Origin of the sequence: Sphingomonas sp. Y38-1Y (genome assembly GCF_032391395.1) — a bacterium.
In the GTDB taxonomy this organism is placed as follows: Bacteria; Pseudomonadota; Alphaproteobacteria; order Sphingomonadales; family Sphingomonadaceae; genus Sphingomonas.
In genome coordinates this window covers 1,024,828-1,047,606 of sequence record NZ_CP135916.1, presented here as the reverse complement: position 1 = coordinate 1,047,606, position 22,779 = coordinate 1,024,828, and the positions used below count along the sequence as shown (strand labels likewise).

Annotated in this window: 26 protein-coding genes and 1 tRNA gene; 11 read left to right on the top strand and 16 right to left on the bottom strand. The window is 69.2% G+C overall.

The features are described from left to right. Positions 1 to 4: 4 nt before the first annotated feature. The 11 genes from RS883_RS04885 to RS883_RS04835 form a co-directional block, all read right to left on the bottom strand. Complete coding sequence (locus tag RS883_RS04885) at positions 5 to 919, bottom strand: 50S ribosomal protein L11 methyltransferase (protein WP_315763241.1); 915 nt, start codon at positions 917 to 919, stop codon at positions 5 to 7. Then, on the bottom strand, positions 916 to 1,617 hold the full coding sequence (locus RS883_RS04880; protein ID WP_315763239.1) for an SDR family oxidoreductase: 702 nt from the start codon (positions 1,615 to 1,617) through the stop codon (positions 916 to 918). The genes RS883_RS04885 and RS883_RS04880 overlap by 4 nt, the downstream gene beginning before the upstream one ends. A gap of 33 nt (positions 1,618 to 1,650) precedes the next feature. After that, entirely contained in the window at positions 1,651 to 2,421 is a 771-nt protein-coding gene (locus RS883_RS04875; protein WP_315763235.1) for a MipA/OmpV family protein, read from the bottom strand. A 340-nt stretch (positions 2,422 to 2,761) separates the two neighbouring features. Continuing rightward, complete coding sequence (gene ftsH, locus RS883_RS04870) at positions 2,762 to 4,723, bottom strand: ATP-dependent zinc metalloprotease FtsH (protein ID WP_315763233.1); 1,962 nt, start codon at positions 4,721 to 4,723, stop codon at positions 2,762 to 2,764. A gap of 101 nt (positions 4,724 to 4,824) precedes the next feature. Next, complete coding sequence (tilS, locus tag RS883_RS04865) at positions 4,825 to 5,733, bottom strand: tRNA lysidine(34) synthetase TilS (protein WP_315763231.1); 909 nt, start codon at positions 5,731 to 5,733, stop codon at positions 4,825 to 4,827. Positions 5,734 to 5,782: 49 nt separating this feature from the next. Further along, the gene (locus RS883_RS04860) at positions 5,783 to 6,703 is read right to left on the bottom strand and encodes a hypothetical protein (RefSeq protein ID WP_315763228.1); all 921 of its coding nucleotides are present in this window, start codon (positions 6,701 to 6,703) and stop codon (positions 5,783 to 5,785) included. Positions 6,704 to 6,772: 69 nt separating this feature from the next. After that, complete coding sequence (locus RS883_RS04855) at positions 6,773 to 7,561, bottom strand: helix-turn-helix domain-containing protein (RefSeq protein ID WP_315763225.1); 789 nt, start codon at positions 7,559 to 7,561, stop codon at positions 6,773 to 6,775. Between the two features lie 107 nt (positions 7,562 to 7,668). Further along, entirely contained in the window at positions 7,669 to 9,945 is a 2,277-nt protein-coding gene (gene ptsP / locus RS883_RS04850; RefSeq protein ID WP_315763223.1) for a phosphoenolpyruvate--protein phosphotransferase, read from the bottom strand. A 49-nt stretch (positions 9,946 to 9,994) separates the two neighbouring features. Further along, positions 9,995 to 10,759 carry a hypothetical protein gene (locus RS883_RS04845; protein ID WP_315763220.1) on the bottom strand — a complete coding sequence of 255 codons (765 nt, stop codon included), beginning with the start codon at positions 10,757 to 10,759 and terminating at the stop codon, positions 9,995 to 9,997. Between the two features lie 45 nt (positions 10,760 to 10,804). Next, positions 10,805 to 11,230 carry a hypothetical protein gene (locus RS883_RS04840; protein WP_315763218.1) on the bottom strand — a complete coding sequence of 142 codons (426 nt, stop codon included), beginning with the start codon at positions 11,228 to 11,230 and terminating at the stop codon, positions 10,805 to 10,807. 67 nt (positions 11,231 to 11,297) lie between these two features. Next, entirely contained in the window at positions 11,298 to 12,122 is an 825-nt protein-coding gene (locus tag RS883_RS04835) for an SDR family oxidoreductase (RefSeq protein ID WP_315763216.1), read from the bottom strand. An 89-nt stretch (positions 12,123 to 12,211) separates the two neighbouring features. Here RS883_RS04835 and RS883_RS04830 point away from each other — a divergent pair, with 89 nt between their 5' ends. Beyond that, complete coding sequence (locus RS883_RS04830; RefSeq protein ID WP_315763214.1) at positions 12,212 to 13,108, top strand: LysR family transcriptional regulator; 897 nt, start codon at positions 12,212 to 12,214, stop codon at positions 13,106 to 13,108. 4 nt (positions 13,109 to 13,112) lie between these two features. Here RS883_RS04830 and RS883_RS04825 read toward each other — a convergent pair whose 3' ends face one another. Together RS883_RS04825 and RS883_RS04820 are read right to left on the bottom strand one after the other, a co-directional pair. Continuing rightward, on the bottom strand, positions 13,113 to 14,144 hold the full coding sequence (locus RS883_RS04825; RefSeq protein ID WP_315763212.1) for an NAD(P)H-dependent flavin oxidoreductase: 1,032 nt from the start codon (positions 14,142 to 14,144) through the stop codon (positions 13,113 to 13,115). Positions 14,145 to 14,188: 44 nt separating this feature from the next. After that, a tRNA-Ser gene (locus RS883_RS04820) sits at positions 14,189 to 14,279 on the bottom strand. Positions 14,280 to 14,397: 118 nt separating this feature from the next. On the opposite strand from RS883_RS04820, the gene hspQ reads away from it, so the two are divergent. From hspQ to RS883_RS04795, 5 genes are all read left to right on the top strand, one after another. Next, positions 14,398 to 14,778 (top strand): heat shock protein HspQ, encoded by a 381-nt coding sequence (gene hspQ / locus RS883_RS04815; protein WP_315763210.1) that lies wholly within the window; start codon positions 14,398 to 14,400, stop codon positions 14,776 to 14,778. A gap of 129 nt (positions 14,779 to 14,907) precedes the next feature. Further along, positions 14,908 to 15,213 carry a 50S ribosomal protein L21 gene (rplU, locus tag RS883_RS04810; protein ID WP_315763208.1) on the top strand — a complete coding sequence of 102 codons (306 nt, stop codon included), beginning with the start codon at positions 14,908 to 14,910 and terminating at the stop codon, positions 15,211 to 15,213. A gap of 25 nt (positions 15,214 to 15,238) precedes the next feature. After that, the gene (gene rpmA, locus RS883_RS04805) at positions 15,239 to 15,508 is read left to right on the top strand and encodes a 50S ribosomal protein L27 (RefSeq protein WP_184024261.1); all 270 of its coding nucleotides are present in this window, start codon (positions 15,239 to 15,241) and stop codon (positions 15,506 to 15,508) included. Between the two features lie 160 nt (positions 15,509 to 15,668). Then, the gene (locus RS883_RS04800) at positions 15,669 to 16,208 is read left to right on the top strand and encodes a GNAT family protein (protein WP_315763206.1); all 540 of its coding nucleotides are present in this window, start codon (positions 15,669 to 15,671) and stop codon (positions 16,206 to 16,208) included. A gap of 71 nt (positions 16,209 to 16,279) precedes the next feature. Beyond that, a complete protein-coding gene (locus RS883_RS04795; RefSeq protein ID WP_315763205.1) occupies positions 16,280 to 16,786 on the top strand; it encodes a DUF4142 domain-containing protein in 507 nt (168 codons plus the stop codon). A gap of 201 nt (positions 16,787 to 16,987) precedes the next feature. Here the strand turns inward: RS883_RS04795 and RS883_RS04790 are convergent, their stop codons facing one another. After that, entirely contained in the window at positions 16,988 to 17,830 is an 843-nt protein-coding gene (locus tag RS883_RS04790; RefSeq protein WP_315763203.1) for a metal-dependent hydrolase, read from the bottom strand. Between the two features lie 44 nt (positions 17,831 to 17,874). Here RS883_RS04790 and RS883_RS04785 point away from each other — a divergent pair, with 44 nt between their 5' ends. After that, positions 17,875 to 18,450 carry a TetR/AcrR family transcriptional regulator gene (locus RS883_RS04785; protein ID WP_315763201.1) on the top strand — a complete coding sequence of 192 codons (576 nt, stop codon included), beginning with the start codon at positions 17,875 to 17,877 and terminating at the stop codon, positions 18,448 to 18,450. A gap of 140 nt (positions 18,451 to 18,590) precedes the next feature. Here the strand turns inward: RS883_RS04785 and RS883_RS04780 are convergent, their stop codons facing one another. Together RS883_RS04780 and RS883_RS04775 are read right to left on the bottom strand one after the other, a co-directional pair. Next, positions 18,591 to 18,773 carry a hypothetical protein gene (locus tag RS883_RS04780; RefSeq protein ID WP_315763199.1) on the bottom strand — a complete coding sequence of 61 codons (183 nt, stop codon included), beginning with the start codon at positions 18,771 to 18,773 and terminating at the stop codon, positions 18,591 to 18,593. 61 nt (positions 18,774 to 18,834) lie between these two features. Then, complete coding sequence (locus tag RS883_RS04775) at positions 18,835 to 19,047, bottom strand: cold-shock protein (RefSeq protein WP_315763197.1); 213 nt, start codon at positions 19,045 to 19,047, stop codon at positions 18,835 to 18,837. Positions 19,048 to 19,242: 195 nt separating this feature from the next. Here RS883_RS04775 and obgE point away from each other — a divergent pair, with 195 nt between their 5' ends. The 4 genes from obgE (at position 19,243) to RS883_RS04755 (ending at position 22,657) form a co-directional block, all read left to right on the top strand. After that, complete coding sequence (gene obgE, locus RS883_RS04770; protein ID WP_315763195.1) at positions 19,243 to 20,313, top strand: GTPase ObgE; 1,071 nt, start codon at positions 19,243 to 19,245, stop codon at positions 20,311 to 20,313. Continuing rightward, the gene (proB, locus tag RS883_RS04765; protein WP_315763193.1) at positions 20,298 to 21,446 is read left to right on the top strand and encodes a glutamate 5-kinase; all 1,149 of its coding nucleotides are present in this window, start codon (positions 20,298 to 20,300) and stop codon (positions 21,444 to 21,446) included. Before obgE ends, proB begins: the two co-directional genes overlap by 16 nt. After that, the gene (locus RS883_RS04760) at positions 21,443 to 22,345 is read left to right on the top strand and encodes an NAD-dependent epimerase/dehydratase family protein (protein WP_315763191.1); all 903 of its coding nucleotides are present in this window, start codon (positions 21,443 to 21,445) and stop codon (positions 22,343 to 22,345) included. The genes proB and RS883_RS04760 overlap by 4 nt, the downstream gene beginning before the upstream one ends. 66 nt (positions 22,346 to 22,411) lie before the next feature. Beyond that, positions 22,412 to 22,657, top strand: a complete 246-nt coding sequence (locus tag RS883_RS04755; protein ID WP_096342328.1) for an acyl carrier protein — start codon at positions 22,412 to 22,414, stop codon at positions 22,655 to 22,657. Positions 22,658 to 22,779: the final 122 nt, after the last annotated feature.

Below are 22,779 nucleotides of genomic sequence, written 5' to 3'. Positions count from 1 at the left end.
GACCTCAGCGGATCGCGCGCCTCACCAGCCTGAGGCTCGGCCAGTCGCCGAGTTGCACCCGTCCGGCCAGCCGGAACCCGGCCCGCCGATACGCGGCCAACACCGCCTCCGCCTGTCGGTCGAGCAGCCCCGCCAGCACCGCCGTCCCGCCGGGCGCCGTCGCCGCGGCGATCACCGGCGCCAGCTCGATCAGCGGCGCGGCGAGGATGTTGGCGAGCACCAGGTCATAAGGCGCGCGCCGCTCGATCAGCCGATGCGCCATCCCCGGCGCGACCGCGAGCGCCAGGCGGCCCGGCCCCTCGCCCAGCTTCACGTCGTTCGCCGCGGCATTGCCGCGCGTCACGTCGATCGAGATCGGATCGATGTCGGACGCCGTCGCCCGCGCGCGCGGCCACAGATGCATCGCGGCAAAGGCGAGCAGGCCGGTGCCCGTGCCCACATCGATATGGTTGCGCACCACCGTCCCCGCGGCGCGCATCGCCTCCAGCGTCATCAGGCAGCCGGTGGTCGTCTCATGATGCCCGGTGCCAAAGGCGAGCCCCGCCTCGATATGAAAGGCGCGCGCGCCATCCGGCACCTCGCCCTTGTTGGCGCTGGTGTGGACATAGAAGCGGCGCGTCGCCACGGGCTCCAGCCCCGACTGGCTGAGCGTCACCCAGTCCTGCTCGGCGATCCGCTCGGGCGCCACCGCCAGGTCGCCCGCGCTCGGCACCATCGCGCGCAGCATGTCGATCTCGCGCGCGCCGGGCTCGTCCTGGAAATAGGCGTCGAGCACCCAGTCCTCGACATCGTCCTCAGTGAGTTCGCGGGTCATGAGGACGGGCGGCGCGGCCATTTCTGCGAAGGCCGCGCCCTCGGGATCGATCGCCTCGGCCTCCGCGCGCGTGCAGGGCAGGGTCACTTTCCAGCTGTCGCTCATCGCACGTAACTCGCGCCGTTGACGTCCAGCACCGCGCCGGTCATCGAGGCGGGCGCCTCAAGCGCGCAGAAACGCGCGATCGCCGCCACTTCCGCCGGATCGGCGACGCGGCCGAGCGGAATGTCGGCGAGCAGCTTGTCGCCGCCGCGGCTCTCCAGATAATCCTCGGCCATGCCCGTCATCGTGAAGCCGGGACAGATCGCAAAGGCGAGGACGCCGTCCTTGGCATAGCCGCGCGCGATCGACTTGGTCATGCCGACCATGCCCGCCTTCGACGCGGCATAATGCCAGTGCGCCGGGCTGTCGCCGCGATAGGCGGCGCGGCTGGCAACGTTGACGATGCGCCCGCCCGCGCCGCGTTCCTGCCAGTGGCGCACCGCAAGCCGGCACAGCTCGGCACTGGCGGTCAGGTTGATGCGCATCGTCCGCTCCCAGGCGGCGACCCATTCGTCATGCCCGGCATCGAGCGGCGAGGCTTCGAACACGCCGGCATTGTTGACGAGCACGTCGATGCGGCCGTCCAGCTGGTCGAGCGCGCGCTGCCACAGGTCGGCGGGCGCGGCAGGGTCGGCGAAGTCGGCGGCAAGATGCTCGCGCGTCGACTGGCGGGCGAGCCGGACATCGTCCCCAGCCAATACGCCGGCGATCGCCGCGCCGATGCCGCGGCTCGCGCCGGTCAGAAGGATATGGATCGTCATGCCTCGGGCGTTAGGACCTGCCGCCCATGCCGGTCAATCGAAGGTGTAGCTGAGCGCGATCCCGCCCGAAACCTGGTTGCGATCGCCGAACGCCGCAACGACGGGCGAGTCCGACGCGTCCGCAGTCAGCCGGTCGTACTTGGCATAGCCGGCGATACCCCAGCGGTCGCTCAGCTGGCGCAGCACCCCCGCGGTCGCACCCACCGCTTGCACGCCGCCGCCGGCATCGAAGACCGGGAGGCCGGAGCGCACGGCATCGTCCGGCGTCACCGCGAAATAGGCGTCCATGTACCGGTTGTCGGCAAGCGTAACACGCGGTCCGAGCGACACCAGCCAGCGATCGCCGTCGCGCAGCACATAGTCGGCGCCGACCATGCCGATCCAGCCGCGATGCCCGCCCAAGCCCTTTCGCCCCTCGATCCTCAGCCGGACAGCGTCGGTCAGCTGGACCTGTGCGAACCCGCCGACCTCGACGGTGAAGCCGACTTCGGACAACACACCGCCGACGTCGCGGCTCCGGCGCTTGCCCTCGATGCCGATCGACGGGCCGAACGCGTAACGCTCGCCGCGCAGCAGCGGGAAGCCGGCGCTCTCGTCGGGGGCTTCGAACGCGAACTCGTCGTTGCCGCGTGCGCGCGACACGTCGACGAAGGGGCGGATGCGGTGGCTGTCGCTGCCCGGAAAGCTCGGCACCAGCTGCGGCCCCAGCCCGACCCGCGTTCGCCGCGGCCGGTCGTCTGGCGCCTCCTGCGCGATGGCGGGGGCGGCGACGAGGGCGGCAGTGGCCAGGAGCAGGGTGCGCATCGCGCAGAAACCGTTACGCAGCCGCAAGGTTCCTTTGGTTTGAAGCGGTTGCGCCGAGTGGAGGGCGCGACTTGGCCCTCCGACGATCGCACGCCGCTCCTTCTGCTGTTCCCCGGCGAAGGCCGGGGTCCAGTTGGGAGGCGGCTCAGTGACGCGCTGTGCTCAACCACGACGGCGTTCCCAGCTGGACCCCGGCCTTCGCCGGGGAACAAGGAGGAGAAAGCATCGGACGGGCTCACATACGCGGTCCCACGAAGGCGAGAGCCGAGAGCCGCCCCCTCCAAACCAAAAACCCCGCCGCATCGCTGCGACGGGGTTTCGGTATTCAGAGTTGAGCGCCTCAGGCCGGTTGCGGCGACCCGAACGGACCCTTGGGCCGGCGCGTCTTGGGGATCGACGTTCCCGCCGCGGCCACCGGCTTCAGGCCCGCACCCGGATCGGGACGATCGAGGTCCTCGCCGGCGATCAGACGCTTGATCTCGTCGCCCGATAGCGTCTCATACTCGAGCAGCGCGCCCGCCAGCGTGTGGAGCTGGTCGATATGGTCGGTCAGCACCTGACGCGCCTTGCTCAGCCCGCCCTCAACGGTCGAACGGATCTCCGCGTCGATCAGCTGCGCGGTCTCGTTCGACATGTGCCGCGGCTGCGCCGCCGAATAGCCGAGGAAGCTCTCGCCCTCGGGCTGCGCATATTCGACCGGGCCGACCTTGTCCGACATGCCCCATTTGGTGATCATGTCGCGGGCAAGCCCCGTCGCGTACTGGATGTCCCCCGACGCGCCCGACGAGACCTTGTCATAGCCGAAGATGATCTCCTCGGCGACGCGGCCGCCCATCGCCACCGCCAGGTTCGCGTACATCTTGTCGCGATGGTACGAGTAGCTGTCCCGCTCCGGCAGGCGCATCACCATGCCCAGCGCACGGCCGCGCGGGATGATCGTCGCCTTGTGGATCGGGTCGGACGCCGGCTCGTGGATGCTGACGATCGCGTGGCCCGCCTCGTGATAGGCGGTCATGCGCTTCTCGTCGTCGGTCATGACCATCGACCGGCGCTCGGCGCCCATCATGACCTTGTCCTTGGCTTCCTCGAATTCCTGCATGGCGACCAGGCGCTTGGCCTTGCGCGCCGCCATCAGCGCGGCTTCGTTGACCAGGTTGGCAAGGTCGGCGCCCGAGAAGCCCGGCGTGCCGCGCGCGATCACCCGCGCATCGACGTCGGGCGCCAGCGGCACCTTCTTCATGTGGACCTGAAGGATCTTGATCCGGCCCTCGATGTCGGGGCGCGGCACCACGACCTGGCGGTCGAAGCGGCCCGGACGCAGCAGCGCGGGATCGAGCACGTCGGGGCGGTTGGTCGCCGCGACGATGATGATGCCCTCGTTGGCCTCGAACCCGTCCATCTCGACCAGCAGCTGGTTGAGCGTCTGCTCGCGCTCGTCGTTGCCGTTGCCCAAACCCGCACCGCGATGGCGGCCGACCGCGTCGATCTCGTCGATGAAGACGATGCACGGCGCCGACTTCTTGGCCTGCTCGAACATGTCGCGCACGCGGCTGGCGCCGACGCCGACGAACATCTCGACGAAGTCCGAACCCGAGATGGTGAAGAACGGCACGCCCGCCTCACCCGCGATCGCGCGGGCGAGCAGCGTCTTGCCGGTACCGGGCGAACCGACCAGCAGCGCGCCCTTCGGGATCTTGCCGCCCAGCCGCGCGAACTTGGTCGGATCCTTCAGGAACTCGACGACTTCCTCCAGCTCCTCGCGTGCCTCGTCGATGCCGGCGACGTCGTCGAAGGTGACCTTGCCTTCCTTCTGCGTCAGCAGCTTGGCGCGCGACTTGCCGAAGCCCATCGCGCCGCCACCGCCGCCACCCTTCTGCATCTGGCGCAGGACGAAGAAGGCGATCCCGAGGAAGAGCAGAAACGGTAGCGAGTTGTAGAGCAGCACCATCCAAATGTTCGGCCCTTCCTGGGGCCGCGCATTGATGATGACGCCGCGGTCGCGCAGGCGCTGAATCAGCTGCGGATCGTTGGGCGTGTTCGTCCGGAACCGCTCGCTGTTGGTCAGCTCGCCCGTGATCGTGTCGGGCGCGACGTTGACCTGGCGGACCTGGCCCTCCTCGACCCGATCGAGGAAGGTCGAATAGGGAATGCTGTTCCCCGCCGCCTGACCCGAGCGTTCGCCGAACATCTGCACGAACAGCGCCAGCGCCAGAAGGATGCCGACCCAGATCATCAGGCTGCGCATCCACGGATTGCCGCCGCCGCCGTTGCCCGGGTCCTGCTGCTTGTCGTTATCGTTCATGGAATGGAGTCACCTCTTCTCACCCGACAAGATAGGCGAAGCCAGGTTAATGGCAATGGAACAGCGCCGATCAGTGTGATCGGTCGGCGGAATGGGGACGATCAGGATGATCGCCGGGGCGGTGCCTTCGAAAACACCCAGGAACCGTCGCGGCCGACCCGCACGAGTACATCGCCGAGCGTCGCCGGGCGTCCCCCGGACAAGGAACTCACCATCGCCGCCACCTCGCCGCCGCGCGGCTCGATCGCCGGATCGATGCGCTGAAGGCACAGCAGGACGAGTCGGCGCCCAAGTTCGAACGGCAGGTCCCGCGCTGCCAGGCGAACGCCGCCCGCCTCGGTCGTCACCTGCTCGGCAATGAGCCGCTCGGCGGCGAAGGCGAGCGCTTCCTCGACATCGCCCAGCGCCTTGGCGCTCGCCTGCCAGCCGCCGGGATCGAGCGAGGGCATCACCGCGAGTTCCTTGCGCAGCCGCGCGCGATCGAAGCGATCGTCGGTGTTGGAGGGGTCCGCGACCGGCGCGATTCCCAGCGCAGCGACCACGGCTGCCAGCTCGGCTCGCCGCCAACCGAGCAACGGCCGGACGATGTGCCCGGTGCGCGCGCGAATCCCGGCAAGCCCCGCCAGACCTGACCCGCGATTGAGCCGCATCACCATCGTCTCGACCTGATCGTCGGCATGGTGTGCCGTCGCGATCGCCGCCGCGCCCACCCGCGCCCGCTCCGCCTCGAGCAGCGCATATCGCAGCGCCCGCGCCCGAGCCGACACGTTGGCCGTGCGCCCCGCCCTCGCCGGCAGCTCGCCGGTCAGCGTCGCGTGCGCGATGCCGCGCTCCGCCGCGATCCCCGCGACGAACGCCGCCTCGCCTGCGGCTTCGGGCCGGAGCCCATGATCGACCGTCGCCGCGACGCAGCGCTTCCCCAGCAGCGCCTGCGCGAGCAGCATCAGCGCCAGGCTGTCGCCGCCGCCGGAGACGGCGACCAGCAGCGTGTCACGCTCGACATCGATCAATTGCGACAGGTCGGCGCGAAACCGCTCGACCCATGCCGGGTTCAGCGCGTCACTTGCACTTGGCAGCGGTACGCGCCCTGGCCACGTCGGCCTTCATCGCCGCGGAGATGCGGTCGCCGTAAACCTCGCCAAGCTCGTCATAGACCTTGCACGCATCGGCCGGCTTCTTGAGCTGGACGAGCGACTGGCCGAGATAGAGGAGGCTGTCGGGCGCCCGCTCGCCGTCGGGCATTTTCTTGTAGTTGTCGTAGAAGGCGATCGACGCGAGACTCGGCTTGCCATCGTCCAGATAGGCGCGGCCGAGGAGGTTCTGCGCAAAGCTCGCGCGGCGATGCTGCGGATAGTCGGCGACCATCTTCTTCAGCGCCGTCGCCGCCTCCGGATAGAGCTTCGCCTGCCACAGGCGATAGCCATAGGTATAGGCATCCTCGCCCGCATCCCCGCTCGACGGCTTCGCCACAGCCGCGACCTGGGCGGCGCGGTTGCCGCCGGTGGCGGGCACGGTGATGCGCGGCGGCGGGGCGTCGCGCGTGTCGCCCGCGGCCGCGACGTCGCGCGGCGGCGGCGCCGCATCGGAGATGACCGGCGGCGGGGCGACGCCGGCGGCCAGCTTGGCATCGGTCGACTTGCGATACGCCTCGAACGCCTGCTGCAGCTGGCGGAGCTGGTACTGATTCTGCTCGATCTGGCCGGTCAGGCTGGACAGCTGCGATTCGAGCGAGCTGACGCGCGCGGTCAGGTCGGCGACCGCGCTGGTCGCGGGCACGCCGGGCGTGGCGGCCTGCGATTGCGGCGCGGTGATCTGCGGCTCGATCAGCTGGCCATTGCCACCGGGAAAGACCTTGCGCTGGACGGCGCGCATCTCGCGCTCCAGCCGATCGACGCGCTGGGTCACGCCATCCTGCGCAGCGGCGGATGCGGAAATCGCGGCGGCGCCGCAGGACAACAGGATCAGGAACGGACGGATCATCGGCTTCTCGCACCCCCCGGTGACGGTTTCGGCGATATCCTTAATGAACCCGCCAAGCTGTCGCCACCCTTAAGCGCCTGCAGGCGCAGCCCTTGCGCGCAGCGCGTCGGCGCTGATGCCGACATCCTTGATCGGCCGCTCGCCGGTGCCGAGCGCGGGCACCGCCTGACCATCGATGGTGATCGCCAGCTTGTCGGGGCGGCCGACGTTGATCTGCGGACGGTTGGCGTTCGCGGGCACGTCGAACGTCTCGCCCTTCTGCATCGTCTTGATAAGGAGCGTGTCGTTGGCGGCGTCATAGACGCGGACCCACACCTCATCCGTCGCAGTCAGGCGGACCTGGCCGCCGGTGGGTGTCGGCGCCGGCTGCGGCACGGCGGCGGGCTGCACGGGCGATGCATCGACGGGCACCGCGGCGACCTGCGGCGCTTCCTCACCGCGGAAGATCGAGGTGCCGTACCACAGCGCCACGCCCGCCAGGATCAGCACCGCGACGAATACGCCCGCCAGCGCCAGTCCACGAGGGGGCAGCCGCGCGGGCTCGGCCAGCGCATAGGGCTCGTGCCGCGCCTTGGGCGCCCAGGTGGTCGACAGCTCGCCGCGCAGGTCGCCGGCAAGCGATACCTCGTCGGCACCCACCGTGCGGGCATAGGCGCGGACGAACCCCATCGCATAGGTGATCGACGGCAGCGAGCCATAGGTCGAGGTCTCGATTGCCTCCAGGTGGCGAAGCGGGATGCGCGTGCGCTGGCCGACGTCCGCCAGCGTCAGCCCGGCCGCCTCGCGCGCGGCGCGAAGGCGATCGCCTACGCGCTCACGGCCCTGAGGAGCAGGGGAACCGGCGGCTTCATCGACCATCATTCTCTCCGACGCATGGTGACGACCCAGATTTTTCGCGTCGCGTCAGCCTTTAACCCGACAATTTAGATCAATCGAGTGCGGCGCGGCGAACCGCTTGAAAAAAGTCAGGCGAGCTCGACGCCGTTCACCGCCGCCCAGGCTTCGAGCTTCGGACGCAGCGGTTCCGATGGCGTGTCGAGCATCGCGGCGATGTCGTCCCGCAGCCTGGCGAGATCGAGGGTTCGCACCATCGCCTTGACCGGGCCGACTGCGGCCGGGGTGATCGACAGCCGCTCGATGCCGAGCCCGAGCAGCGCCATCGCCTCCAGCGGGCGCCCGCCCATCTCGCCGCAGACCGCGACGGGCTTGTTCGCGGCGCGCGCCGGCACGACGACGCGGCGAAGGAAGCGCAGGATCGGCACCGACAGCCAGTCGTATCGCATCGCCAGCTTGGGGTGGGCGCGGTCGGCGGCAAACAGGAACTGCGTCAGGTCGTTGGTGCCAATCGACAGGAAGTCGAGCTTGGGGAGCAGCAGGTCGAGCACCTCGGCCAGCGCCGGCACCTCCAGCATCGCGCCGTAGCGAACCTCGTTCGGCAGCTTGCGCCCGCGCGAGGCGAGCCAGCTGCGCTGCGCCTCGAACAGGGCCTGTGCGGCATCGAATTCCCAGGGCTCGCTGACCATCGGGAACATGACGTTGAGCGTGCGCCCCGACGCCGCCTCCAGCAGCGCGCGCGCCTGCGCCTTCATCAACCCCTCCCGCTCCAGCGCCAACCGCAGCGCGCGCCAGCCCATCGCGGGGTTCTCCTCGAGATGATCCTCGTCATGGTCGAGATAGGGAAGCGCCTTGTCCCCGCCGATATCGACGGTGCGGAACACGACCGGCCGGTCGCCCGCCGCCTCCAGCACGTCGCGATAGAGCCGCTGCTGGCGCTCGCGCGCGGGCAGGGTCGCGGACACGAGGAACTGGAACTCGGTGCGGAACAGGCCGATGCCGTCTGCGCCGGTCAGGTCGAGCGCGGCGACGTCGTCGCGCAGCCCGGCATTGACCATCAGCGTGACCCGATGCCCGTCCCTGGTCACTGGCGGCTCGGTCTTGAGCGCCGCGAACGCCGCGCGGCGTTTCTGGCTGGCGGCGAGCTTGGCCTCGAACGCCTCCTCGATCGCCGCCGTGGGACGCGCGAGCACCGCCTCCGACGTCACGTCCAGGAGCAGGCGGTCGCCCTCCCCAATAAATCGCTTCACGTCGCGCACGCGGCCCAGCACCGGCACGCCCATCGCCCGCGCGACGATCGTGACGTGCGCAGTCAGCGACCCTTCCTCCAGCACCACGCCCTTCAACCGGCGACGGTCATATTCGAGAAGCTCGGCCGGCCCCAGGTTGCGAGCGATCAGGATCGTGTCCTGACGAAGCCCCATCTGCGCCGCGGTACCGAGCTGCCCCGCGACGATCCGCAGCAGCCGGTTCGACAGGTCCTCCAGATCGTGCATGCGGTCGCGCAGCAGCGGATCGTCGATCTCGCGCATCCGCATCCGCGTGCGCTGCTGCACGCGCTCGATCGCCGCCTCCGCGGTCAGGCCGCTGTCGATCGCCTCGTTGATGCGCCGTGCCCAGCCCTCGTCATAGGCGAACATCTTGTACGTCTCGAGCACCTCGTCATGCTCGCCGCCGACGCCGAATTCGGCCTGGCTGGCAAAGCGCTCGATCTGGTCGCGCATCTTGTCGAACGCGGCATAGACGCGGTGGCGCTCGGCCTCCACATCCTCGGCGACGACATGCTCGATGACGACGCGCGGCTGGTGAAAGACCGCGACGCCGCTCGCCATGCCGTCGACCAGGCGAAAGCCCTCGATCCGTTGCGTCGTCGTCGGCTGCGGGCGGGCGGAGGAGGCGCCGGCGGTGTCGATCAGCCCGGCATTGGCGATCAGTTCCGACAGCACCATCGCGACGGTCTGAAGCGCCTCGATCTCGACATCGGCATAGCGGCGCGGATCGACATGCTGGACCGCCAGCACGCCCACCGCGCGCTCGCGCCGGATGATCGGCACGCCGGCGAAGCTGTGAAAGCGGTCCTCGCCGGTTTCGGGGCGATAGGCGAAGTCGGGATGCGTCGCCGCCTCATCCAGGTTCAGCGTCTCGACATTCTTGGCGATCGTGCCGACCAGGCCCTCGCCCGGCGCCAGCTTGGTGACGTGCACCGCGCGCTCATCCAGGCCGCGGGTCGCGAAGAGCTCCAGCACGCCTTCGCGCAGCAGGTAGATCGAGCAGACCTCGCTATCCAGCGCCTCGCCGATGATGTTGACGACGGCGTTGAGCTTGGCCTGGGCGCCCGATCGCGCGGCCATCACCTCGTGAAGGCGGACGAGGATCTCGCGGGCGGCAGCGGCGGCAGAGGTCGGCATGACCCCCCGGGTAACAGATCGCGCGGGCGGGCTAAAGCGCCCGCGCCGCTCAATCGCCGCCGGTCACGCCGGTGTCGGCCATCAACAGGTCGCGCGCGACCGTCAGCACCGGCGCGCGGGTGAGCGGCACCGGCTGCACCGCCGCGATCTGGACGGGCGCAATCTGGCCTGGCGCCGGCTGCGTCCGGTCGGTCTGCCAGGCGGCCAGATCGGCGCGATAGTCGGCATAGGCGCGATAGAAATCGGTGAAGGGCACATCGAGCGACTGGAGCGCGGTCGCGGCGAACTCGTCGAGCGCCCCGGCCGGCGTCGCGGCGGCGGCGGCGATCAGCGGCTGGGCGGCGGCGCAGAAGGCGGCGCGTGCGGGCGGCTGCGCATAGAAATTGTAGAGCCGCGTCATGTCGTCGTCGAAGCGGTCCTGCCACTCGGCTCCGAAGCGCGTGCGATATTCGGCCTTCAGCCCGTCATGCGCGCGCGTCATCGCCTTCTTATGCGTCGCGAGGAAGCCGTTATACTGCGCCTCCATCGGGTCGCCCGCGCGGACGCACTGGAGCACCGCGACGTTGAGCGCGGCGCGCAGATGCCATTGCGCGGCGATCGCCGACAGGTTGCGGTTGGGCGTGGCGAACGCGCCGTCCGGCCCCGCGATCGGCAGCGTCAGGTTCGCGGCAGCGCCCATCGGCGGGCGCGGCATCGGCCGCTCGACCACCGCAACCGGTGCAGGGGGCGGCGCGGCGACCACCGCAGTCTTCGACTTGCCGCAACCGGCAAGCGCAAGTGGCAGCAGGGCAAGGGCGAAGCGGGTACGCAGCATCGGTCGACTCCCTGGACGAGGCGGGGAGAGAGTCGCCCGATATGGCTAAGATGAGGTTAAGAGGTGGGGCCGACCTCTAGCGACCCACATCCTTGAACTCGACGCGGATCGCGCGACGAAGGGGGCAGATCCTCGGTTCAGCACTGCATGAAGCCCTTCGGCCTCCCCGCGCACGGTCTGATCGGCCTTGAGCGCAGGCGCATCGACGCGCCGGGTCTCCACGAGGCGGCCGTCGACCAGCCTGTATTCGATATAGGTGATCGGCTGGGGCTGCTCGAAGATCATGATGCTCGGCCAGCGGTGATCGTGAACGGGCTCGGTCGCGCCCGGCGCCACCTCGACCCGCAACACGCGAACCTTCGCGTCCTCCAGCAGGACACGGTGACTGGCGGGTGCCGCCGTCACCGCGTCGAAGTCCTGAGCCGGTGAGACGCCAGCGATCAACATCGTCAATGCAAGCAGGTCCATCATGGCTCCGATGCCGTCGAAGGAGGCCAGGCTTCAGTCTAGCCCTCCGACGGCGAAGCAGCCAGACCATTCAGTCAGCATCGGCCGAATAGGCGACGTCCCGCTGCGCCCTGAGCTCGGCCAGCCGCCCCTCCAACGCCGCCTCGATATGCTCGTACGCCGTGCTGCCGAGCGCGACGCGGAGTGCCGGCTCTGCCGCGTCGCCCGCCGCGATCATCGCGTCGACGGTGCGATCGGCGTCGCCGCGGATCGCGAACGCGCCCGCCGCCAGCGCCTGTCGCACCGCGCCCGCGGGTGTCGCGTCATAGACGGGATTTTCCGGCGCGCGGTCGAGGCCCTCGGCAAAGGCTGTGGCGGTCGGGCCGGGTTCGATCAGGGTCATGCTGATCCCGAACGGCGCGACCTCCTGCGCCGCCGTTTCGACAAAGCCTTCGATGCCCCATTTGCTCGCATGGTAGAGGCCGAAATTGGGATAGGCGATCTGCCCGCCTTCGGACGACACCTGGAGGATGCGGCCGCCACCCTGCTCGCGAAGATGTGGGATCACCGCACGGATCAGCTGGATCGAGGCGGTCAGGTTGGTCGCGATCTGGCGGTCGATTTGTGCGTCGCTCACTTCCTCGACCGCGCCGAACAGCCCGTAGCCGGCATTGCTGACGACCACGTCGATCCGCCCGGCCGCCGCGAACACGCGTTCGACCTCCCGCCGCATCGCCGCCGTGTCGGTCACGTCGAAGCTGGCGAGCATCAGCCGTTCGCCATGCTCGGCGGCCAGCACCTCCAGCGGCTGCAACCGCCGCGCGCTCGCGATCACACGGTCGCCGCGTTCCAGAAGCTTTCGGGTCATTGTCAGGCCCAGGCCCGATGATGCGCCGGTGATGAACCAGGTCTTCATGCTGCGTCTCCCTCGACGCTCCATTTAGCGGTTCGGACTGATGTGATAATCCGGCGCAATCGGCATGAGCCCGTGAGGACTGCTCACCAATGAACGACGTCAGCCTGTCTGACCTGCGCGCCTTCGCCGCGGTGGCACAATATCGCAGCTTCCGCCGCGCGGCCGAGGAGATCGGCACCTCGCGCTCGGCGCTCAGCCATGCGCTGCGTTCGCTCGAACGGCGGCTGGACATCCGCCTGCTCCACCGCACCACGCGCAGCGTCGCGCCGACCGAGGCGGGCGAGGCGCTGCTCGCGCGGATCGCGCCGCTGCTCGGCGATCTCGATGCGGCGCTCGCCGAAGCCGGCCGGCCCGCAGGCGAACTCACCGGGACGCTCCGCATCAATGCCAATGAGGGCGGCGCCCGCTGGCTGCTGCGCCACGCGGTGCCAATCTTCGCCGCGCGCCACCCGCGCGTCACGCTCGATCTCGTCACCGAAGGACGGCTGGTCGACATCGTCGCCGAAGGGTTCGATGCGGGCGTGCGCCTGCTGGAGGCGGTGCCGCAGGACATGATCGCAGTGCCGTTCGGCGGGACGACGCGCTTCCTCGCCGTCGCCGCGCCTGCGCATGTCGAGCGATACGGCCGGCCGCGGGCGCCCGCCGACCTCGCCGACCATCCCTGCATCCGCCAGCGCCTGCCGAGCGGCCGTCCCTATCGCTGGGAGTTCGAGCGTGCCGGGCGCGAGATCGCGCTCGAGGTGCCCGGCACGCTCATCCTCGACAACAGCGCCTTGATGGTCGAGGCGGCGGAACAGGGCCTCGGCATCGCCTTCGTTCCCGAGGCCTATGCCCGCGAACCGCTCGATGCCGGGCGGCTCGTGCTGCTGCTGGAGGACTGGTCACCGCCGTTTCCGGGCGGGTGCCTCTATTACGCCAGCCACCGCCACGTCCCCGCGACGCTCCGCGCCTTCATCGACGCGATCCGCGAGGGCGACCCGAGCTGAGGCGTCAGGCGGCGCGCTTCTCCAGCGCCGCCGCCGCCTCGCCCATCAGCGCGGCGATGATGTCGGCGACGGGCTCTTCCTTGGTCACCATGCCGACCGACTGGCCGGCCATCAGGCTGCCATGCTCGACATCGCCGTCGATCACCGCACGGCGCAGCGCGCCGGCCCAATAATGCTCGATCTGGAGCTGCGCCTCCGCCATCTCGACCGCGCCGCCATCCAGGCTGGCGGCGACCTCCCGCTGCTTGGCGGTGAAGAGCTCGGTCCCCGAATTCTTGAGCGCGCGGACGGGAATGACCGGAAGCCGTGCATCCACCTGCACGCTCGCCACCGCGTCGCGCGCCGAGGCGCGGATGAAGGCGCGCTTGAAATTGGGGTGCGCGATCGATTCGGTGGCGCAGACGAAGCGCGTGCCGAGCTGGACGCCCGCCGCGCCCATGTCGAGATAGCCGGCGATCGCCTCGCCGCGGCCGATGCCGCCCGCGACGAACACCGGCACGTCGCTGGCGACCTCGGGCAGGATCTCCTGCGCGAGCACGCTGGTCGACACCGGGCCGATGTGACCGCCGGCCTCCATCCCCTCGATCACCAGCGCATCCACGCCCGATCGGACGAGCTTCTTGGCCAGGCTGAGCGCCGGTGCGAACGCCACGACCTTTGCCCCCGTCGCCTTGATCGCCTCCAGCGCGCCCTTGGGCGGCAGCCCGCCGGCAAGTACGACATGGCCGACGCGGTGGCGCCCGCACACCTCGATCAGCTCGAACAATTGCGGGTGCATGGTGATGAGGTTGACGCCGAACGGCCGCTCGGTCCGCTCCCGCGTGGCGGCGATTTCCTTGTCGAGCAGTTCGGGGCTCATCGCGCCGCACGCGATCACGCCGAACCCGCCCGCGTTCGAGATCGCGGCGACCAGGTTGCGCTCGCTCACCCATGACATCGCGCCGCACAGGATCGCGACCTCCGACCCCAGAAACTCGCATCCGCGCGCCATGCGCCGCTCCAGGCGCGCGGCGCCCGTCGAAATCGTCTCGCTCATGTCGGTCCGTTAGTCGGGCCGCGGCCGGATTGCCAGCGGCGGGGTGGCGGAGAGGGTGGGATTCGAACCCACGGTACCCTCGCGGGTACGCCGCATTTCGAGTGCGGTACAATCGACCAACTCTGCCACCTCTCCGCAGAGGTCCCCTGTGGCCGCGAACGGCCTGTCGGTCGGAGGCGGGGCGGTTAGCTCAATGCGAAGAGGTCCGCAAGCCCCAGCTTGTGCAGGCGCGAAACGACATTAAGTTTGGGGGATGGATCGCCTCGATACGAATACCCTGCCTCTCGACCCCGATGTCGCCCTTCCCGCGGTCGCGCATGCGCGCTTCAACGTGGGCGACGTGGTGCGGCACCGGCTGTTCGATTTTCGCGGCGTGGTGTTCGACATCGATCCCGTCTTCGCCAACAGCGAGGAATGGTACGAAGCGATCCCGGAGGCGGTGCGCCCGCGCAAGGACCAGCCCTTCTACCACCTGCTCGCGGAGAACGGCGAATCGAGCTATGTCGCCTATGTCAGCCAGCAGAACCTGATCGAGGACGAGAGCGAGGAGCCGGTCGAGCATCCCGCGATCGATGGCCTGTTCGACCATGTCGCCGGCAACCGCTACAGGCTGAAGCCCGTCCACCGGCACTGAGTTTGTCGCGTCGGCGATGACCCCAACACCAGTTGACAGAATCACCTCACCCGCATAACGGACGCCTTCCCTCTCGCACGGCCATGGTGTCGGTGCGGGATATCGTATTGCTGGAAGAGATTTAGGGCCATGTTCGCAGTCGTGCGCACGGGCGGCAAGCAGTATCGCGTTGCCGCTGGAGACAAGATCGTCGTCGAGAAGCTCGGCGGCGAGGCCGGTGATTCGGTCACGCTGGACGACGTCCTGCTCGCGGGCGAAGGCGCCGACCTCAAGTCGGTCGCCGGCCTGACCGTCGCTGCCGAGATCGTCGCGCAGGCGAAGGGCGAGAAGGTCATCGTCTTCAAGAAGCGCCGCCGTCACAATTATCGCCGCAAGAACGGCCACCGCCAGAATCACACGATCCTGAAGATCGTGTCGATCGGCGACGCGGCCTGATTCGTAGCGGAAGGAGACCCAGACAATGGCACATAAGAAAGCTGGCGGCTCGTCGCGCAACGGCCGCGATTCGGAGAGCAAGCGCCTTGGCGTGAAGAAGTTCGGTGGCGAGCACGTCATTCCGGGCAACATCATCATCCGCCAGCGCGGCACGAAATACTATCCGGGGCCGAACGTCGGCATCGGCAAGGACCACACGCTGTTCGCGCTGACCGAGGGTCAGGTCGCGTTTTCGCGTGGTCGCCTCGGCCGCACCTTCTGTGCGGTCCAGCCGATGGCGGAAGCCGCCGAATAATCGGGTAACCGGCCGGGTTGCCCAACGCGGGCAGACCCGGGTTCCGGTTTCGGAACCAGCCAGAGGAAGGGAGACGGGTCCGCCCCGGCTCCCTTTTTTCTTGCTCCCCTCGCCCCCGCCCGCACCCGCCCGGTGCGCGCGACACGAGGAGAGCTGACCCATGTTCGTGCTGACCGAACGGCTGACGCTGCGTCCCGGCTGGGCCGAGGATGCGCCCGCCCTTGCCCATGCGATCGCGCATGAGCGTGTCGTGGCCATGCTCGCGCGCGCGCCCTGGCCCTACACCATCGACGATGCGCGCGGCGTCCTCTCGCTGCCCGAGGTGATCGACGAGCCGCGGCTCCTGATCGTCGACCGGCGGGCTGAAGGTGCGCCGGTGATCGGCGGCATCGGCGTGCACCGCGACGAACATGGCGCGCGCGAGCTCGGCTATTGGCTGACCCCCGCCGCCTGGGGCCGCGGCCTGATGCGCGAGGCGGCCAGCGCCTTTGTCGCGTCGCTGTCGGCCAGCTTTGGCATCGAGTCGCTGGTGTCCGGCCATTATGTCGGCAATGCCGCCTCGGGGCGCGTGCTCGAGCGGATCGGCTTTCGTCCGACCGGAGAAATCCGCCGTCGTTACTCGGTCGCACGCGGCCAAGAGGTCGATTGCCTGATGCATGTCATTGACCTGCGGCAGCAACCCAGAGCGCTCGCCGCGTAACGGAAAAAACGTCGCAACTACAGTCACTAAGTATCGTTGGGCGGTGCGGGGCGGCTGTCAGGAGCGATGCGATGAACAGGCGGCAATTGGCACAGACATTGGTGATGGGCGCGGTCTGCGTGGCGAGCATGCCGGCCCTCGCCTTTGCACAGGCACCGGCCGGCGGGCCGGAGCGCGAGCATGCGATGGAGACGCTGCGCATCGGCAGCCTCGCGCTTCAGTCGAGCGAGCTTGCGCAGCGCAAGGCGAACGGCCCCGTGCGCGACTTCGCGACGTTCGAGGTCGCCGAGCAGACGACGATCGCGCAGATCCTTCGCGAGGCGACCGGCATGGCCCCGCCCCCGCCCGATGCCGAGGCGCGCGCGATCATGGCCCGCCTCAACGCCGCCACCGGCCGCGCGTTCGAGACGGCGTACATCGCGGCGCAAACCGACGGCCACCGCAAGCTCCTCCAGGTGCAGGAGCGCTACCTGGCGTCGGGCCGCAACCCGGACATGCGCCACGTCGCGATGCTGGCGAAGGGCCAGATCACCGAGCATCTGAAGCATCTCGAAAATCTGCACAGCGGAAAGCTTTAACCACCTCCCTCTCCCCCGCTGGCGGAGAGGGTTGCGGAGACTTGGTCCGCGCACTTCGCGCGGGCCTAGTCGTAGCTGGGTGAGGGGTAAGTGGTCGCACTTGCGGCCACGCGAGCCTTCGGCTCGCCACCCCTCATCCAACCTCCGCTAAGTCGCTTCGCGACCAAGCTGCGGTATCCTTCTCCCTCAGGGGGAGAAGGTTTACGCCACCCGCGCCATCGCGAACTCGCTGTCGACCACGCCGATCAGCTCGCGGTCGTCATGGTTCCAGGGGTGGAAGCCCGGCAAGAAGAAGGCGAGCCACGCCCCCATCACCTTGCGCGCCATCCCCGGCCGCCCCAGCGCATAGCGGAGCACCCGCACCTTCACGCGCCAGCCGGTCAGCCCGTCCTGTTCGAGCAGGTCGAGCATCCCGATCCACCGGCCGACCAGGAACTTGCGCGTGACGGTCAGCATCACGAGCGTCTTGATCCACCAGCGTCGGAACCGCGGCCAGTCGCGCGTCGCGTGGAGCCAGGTGTCGTACGCGACGCCCTTGTGCTCGATCTCCTCGATCGCGTGCCAGCGCCACAGCGCGGCCGCCTCGCCATCCCCGCCCGCCAGGTGACGCGGATTGGCGACGAGCTCGTGCGCGAGGATCGCGGTGAAATGCTCGAGGCACATCGTCGCCGCGAGTGAGCCGATCGGCGGCTTGTCGCGGGTCAGCGCGATCTCGTCATCGACGCGCTTTTCGAGGCGCGAGGTGTCGTATCCCTGGTCGATCACGTGCCGGTTGAACGCGACATGCTCGCGCGTGTGGATGACCTCCTGCTTCACGAACGCCTGGATCTCGGCGGCAAGGCGCGGCGGGGTGCCGTCGCGGAACTTGCGCACGCTGTCGACGAAGAAGGCCTCGCCCTTCGGAAATGTGACCGAAAGCGCGTTGTAGAAGGCGGTGGCGATCGGGTCGCCGTTCAGCCACCAGCGGTCGGGCCGCCGCTCGCGCCCGAAGCGGCGATCCCGCGGCGTGATGGTGAGGTCGGCGGGGGTCTTTGCGTTCGCCATCATTATCCTCCAGATTGCCGCGAAGCTGGAGTTTACTTACACCAATGTCAATAGTCGCCCGCCGCCGCCTGTCCCCCGAAGCCTCACGCGATACCGCGCTCCAGGCCGCGCGCGACCTTTTGATCGAGGCGGGGCCGCAGGCGGTGACGCTGAAGGCAGTGGCGACGCGAATCGGCCGTACCCACGCCAACCTGCTCCATCATTTCGGCTCGGCATCCGGGCTGCAAAAGGCGCTGGCAGGCAGCATGGCCGACGCCATCACCGCCAAGATCGGCGAAGCGGCGCTCCGCGCGCGCGCGGGCGAACAGGAGCCGCGCGAGGTCGTCGACCTCACCTTCGACGCCTTCGATATCGAGGGCGCGGGCGCGCTGGCGAGCTGGATGATCCTGACCGGCAACGAGGATGCACTCGACCCGATCTTGGAAGCGATTCACCGGCTGGTCGACGAACTCGCCGACGTCGCACGGCCGGACAAGCCGATCCATGCCGACACGCTGCACCTGGTGCTGCTGGCGCTCGGCGATGCGCTGCTGGGCGGGTCGATGACGCGGGCGCTGGGCCTGCCGCGCGACACGGCGCGCCGGCTGGCCCTCGGGGCGCTGGTGCGGTCGCAGGGCTGAACGGACAGAGGTCAAGCGTTCTCGTCGCCCCGGACTTGATCCGGGGTCCCGCTTTCTTGGCAATCGTAAAAGGAAGAAGCGTCATCCCGGATCAAGTCCGGGATGACGAAGACGGTAGAAGCCGGATGCGGCTCAGCGCGTCAGGACTGGGCCGCCACCTTCATCGCCCGCTCGTGCGCGACGCGTTCGGCGCGGACCGCCATCGCTTCCCACGTCGCGGCGGACCGCTCGCAGCGTTCGCGGACGTTCTGGAGGCTGGTGTTGGCGGCATCGGCGCGAGCCTGGGTCGCGCGATCGCGAAAAGTCGTGGCGTCGTCGGCCATGGTGCCTCCTATCGGTATGGGGCGCGTGCGGCGACGATCGCCGCCGCACGCGAGGATTAGGTCAGTCGGCCGCGTTCAGGTTGACCGCCGCCATCTTGCCGCGGCGATCCTCTTCGAGCTCATAGGTGACGCGCTGGTCCTGCTGCAGCGTCACCATGCCCGACCGCTCGACCGCGCTGATGTGGACGAAGGCGTCGTTGCCGCCATTGTCGGGCGCAATGAAGCCATAGCCCTTGTCCATGTTGAAGAACTTGACGGTGCCGGTGATGGCCATGTGGATTTCCTTTCTGTTCGCCCGCGCGTGTCGCGGGACCGGTTGCCGGTCAGCAGGGAAAGAAGGAAAGCGCCGCAAAGCGAGAACCGTCGATTTGCGACTATAGCACCCACAACATGGCCCCTTTGGCCCGGTTGGACAACCCCGGGCTCGCGAAAGGGTGACGCCCCGCCCCCTTTGCGCTAACGGGCGGCCATGCATTTCCTAGACCAGGCCAAGATCTATGTCCGCTCCGGGCATGGCGGCGGCGGCGCCGTCGGGTTCCGGCGCGAGAAATATGTCGAATATGGCGGCCCCGATGGCGGCGACGGCGGCAAGGGCGGCGACATCATCTTCGAGGCGGTTGCCGGCCTCAACACGCTGATCGACTTCCGCTACACCCAGCATTTCCGGGCGGAGCGCGGCAAGGGCGGCGCGGGTTCGAACCGCACCGGCGCGGGCGGCCAGGACCTGGTCATCAAGGTGCCGGTGGGCACGCAGGTGCTGGCCGACGACGAGGAGCGCACGCTGCTCGCCGATCTCACCTATGTCGGTCAGCGCGTCATGTTCCTACGCGGCGGGGACGGCGGGCGCGGCAATGCCAGCTACAAGACGTCGACCAACCGCACGCCGCGCCAGCACGGCACCGGCTGGCCGGGTGCCGAGGCCTATGTGTGGCTGCGGCTGAAGCTGCTGGCCGATGCAGGGCTGCTCGGCCTGCCCAATGCGGGCAAGTCGACCTTCCTCAACACCGTGACCAACGCGACGGCCAAGGTCGGCGAATATGCCTTCACGACCACGCGGCCGCAGCTCGGCGTCGTCAGCCACAAGAACCGCGAGTTCGTGCTCGCCGACATCCCCGGCCTGATTGAGGGCGCGGCGGAAGGCGCCGGCATCGGCGACCGCTTCCTCGGCCATATCGAGCGGTGCCGCGTGCTCCTCCACCTGATCGACGCCAATGGCGAGGATGTGGCGGAGGCGTACCGCATCGTCCGTGAGGAGATCGAGGCCTATGGCGGCGGGCTGGAGGACAAGCCCGAGGTGATCGCGCTCAACAAGTGCGACCTGCTGGACGAGGAGCTGATCGCCGCGATCTCGGCGGAGCTCGAGGAAGCGTCGGGCGGTGCGCTCGTCCTCCCCATGTCGGGCGCGACCGGCGTCGGTGTCGAGGCGGTGCTCGATCGGCTGATCGAGACGATCGGCCCGGCCGAAGTCACGACCTACGCCGAGATGCGCGAGGATGAAGAGGCCGAGCCCGGGGAGCCGAAGGAATGGTCGCCGATCTGACCGCTTCCGCCGACGCCGCCGCTCCGTTCGCCCCCGCCGCCTGTCCGCGGTTGGTGGTCAAGGTCGGCTCGGCACTGCTCGTCGATCCCGCGGGCGCGGTGCGGCGCGACTGGCTGGCGAGCCTGGTCGCGGACATTGCCGCACGGGTGACGGCGGGACAGCAGGTCGCGGTCGTCTCGTCCGGCGCGATCGCGCTCGGTGCGCGGCGACTGGGCCTGGCCAAGGGTGGGCGGGCAAGTCTCGAGGACGCACAGGCGGCAGCGGCGACCGGGCAGATCGCGCTCGCGGGCGTCTGGGCGGGGCTGCTCCACGATCATGGTCTGACCGCGGCGCAGATGCTGCTGACGCTCGACGATCTGGAGGAGCGGCGGCGCTATCTCAACGCCGCGGCGACGCTCGACCGGTTGCTCAAGCTGGGCGTCGTGCCGATCATCAACGAGAATGACTCGGTCGCGACCGAAGAGATCCGCTTCGGCGACAACGACCGCCTTGCCGCGCGCGTCGCGGGGGCGGCGATGGCGCAGGGGGTGATCCTGCTGTCCGATGTCGACGGGCTCTATACCGCCAATCCCGCGACCGATCCCGCGGCGACGCTGATCCCGCGCGTCGAGCACGTCGCCTCGGTCGAGCACATGGCTGATCGCCACTCTGCCTCCGGCATGGGATCGGGCGGCATGGTCGCCAAGGTCGAGGCGGCGCGGATCGCCGTCGCGGCGGGCGCCCACCTCGCCATCGCCAGCGGGCATGGCGACCACGCGCTCGCCCGCTTCGCCGAGAGCGGTCGCGGCACGCTGTTCGTGGCCCCGAGCGGCGCGCCGGCGCGCAAAGCATGGCTGCGCGGCGGGCTGACGGCGCGCGGCACGATCCAGGTCGATGCCGGCGCCTGCGACGCGCTCCGGTCGGGGCGCAGCCTGCTGGCGGCAGGCGCCACGCGGGTCGAAGGGCGTTTTGCGCGCGGCGATCTCGTCGTGCTGTCCGGCCCCGATGGCCGCCCCGTCGCGCGCGGCCTCGCCGAATATGGCGATGCCGATGCCGCGCTGATCGTCGGTCGGCGCAGCGACGAGCATGAGGCGTTGCTCGGCTATGCGCCGCGCTCCGCGCTTGTCCATCGCAACCACATGGCGCTGCTTTGAGCGTAATCGCAATTACCGGCGGCACGGGGTTCGTCGGCAAGCGCCTGATCGATCGCGCGCTCGGGGTGGGCCACACCATCCGCGCTCTCACCCGCCGCAACCAGCCGGACCGCGAAGGCGTCACCTGGATCGCCGGAGCGCTCGACAAGCCGGCGGCGCTCGCATCGCTCGTCGAAGGCGCGGACGTTGTCATCCACGTCGCCGGCGTCGTCAACGCGCCCGACCGCGCCGGCTTCGTCGCCGGCAACGTCACCGGCACAGAGGCGGTGATCGCCGCCGCGCAAGCCGCCGGCACGCCCCGCTTCGTCCACGTCTCCTCGCTCTCGGCGCGGGAGCCCGCGCTCTCCACCTATGGCTGGTCGAAGGCGGAGGGCGAGGCGCGCGTCGCCGCGGCGCTGCCGAACGCCGCGATCGTGCGGCCGCCCGCCATCTACGGCCCCGGCGACCTCGAGATGCTGGAGCTGTTCCGGCTGGCAAAGAAGGGCGTCGTTCCCCTCCCCCCGCCCGGCCGCTTCTCGACGATTCATGTCGACGACCTCGCCGACCTGCTCCTCGCGCTCGCCGGCAGCGACGCCGCGGGCGTGTTCGAGGTGGATGACGAGGCGCCGATGGGCTGGTCGCATGTCGACTTTGCCCGCGCGCTCGGCCGCGCGGTCGGGCGCCGCGTCCTGCCGCTCTCGACACCGCGCGCGCTGTTGATGCTCTCCGCGTCCATCGCCCGCGCGGTGCAGGGTGACCGGGCGAAGCTCACCCCCGACCGCGCCGCCTATTTCAGCCATCCCGACTGGGTCGTCCGCGCCGATCGCCGCCCCCCGCCCGCGCTGTGGCGCCCGTCGATCGCGACCGAGCCCGGCCTTGCCGCCACCGCCGAGTGGTATCGCGCCGCCGGCTTGCTATAAGCCCCGCCGAAAAGCCGCCGCATTGCCCTGTCACATGCGGCCTCTGAGACTTGAGAAAGAGCCCGAATGTCCGACCGCCAGGCCGTTTTCGACACCGTCGCCGCCCAGATCGAGCCCTTCAACAAGAAGGGCGTGGCGCTCACCGAGGCGACGACCTTTGCCGGCGATCTCGAATGGGACAGCCTAACCGTCATGGATTTCGTCGCCGCGATCGAGGACGAGTTCGACATCCTCATCACCATGAACATGCAGGCCGAGATCGAGACCGTCGGCCAGCTCGTCGACGCGGTGCAGAAGCTGAAGCAGGACTAAGCCAAAGACCGTTCGTCCTGAGTAGGGACTGAGCGGAGGCGAAGGCCCGTATCGAAGGATGCTTCGATACGCCGCTTCGACAGGCTCAGCGGCTACTCAGCACGAACGGAATTGTTGAAAGC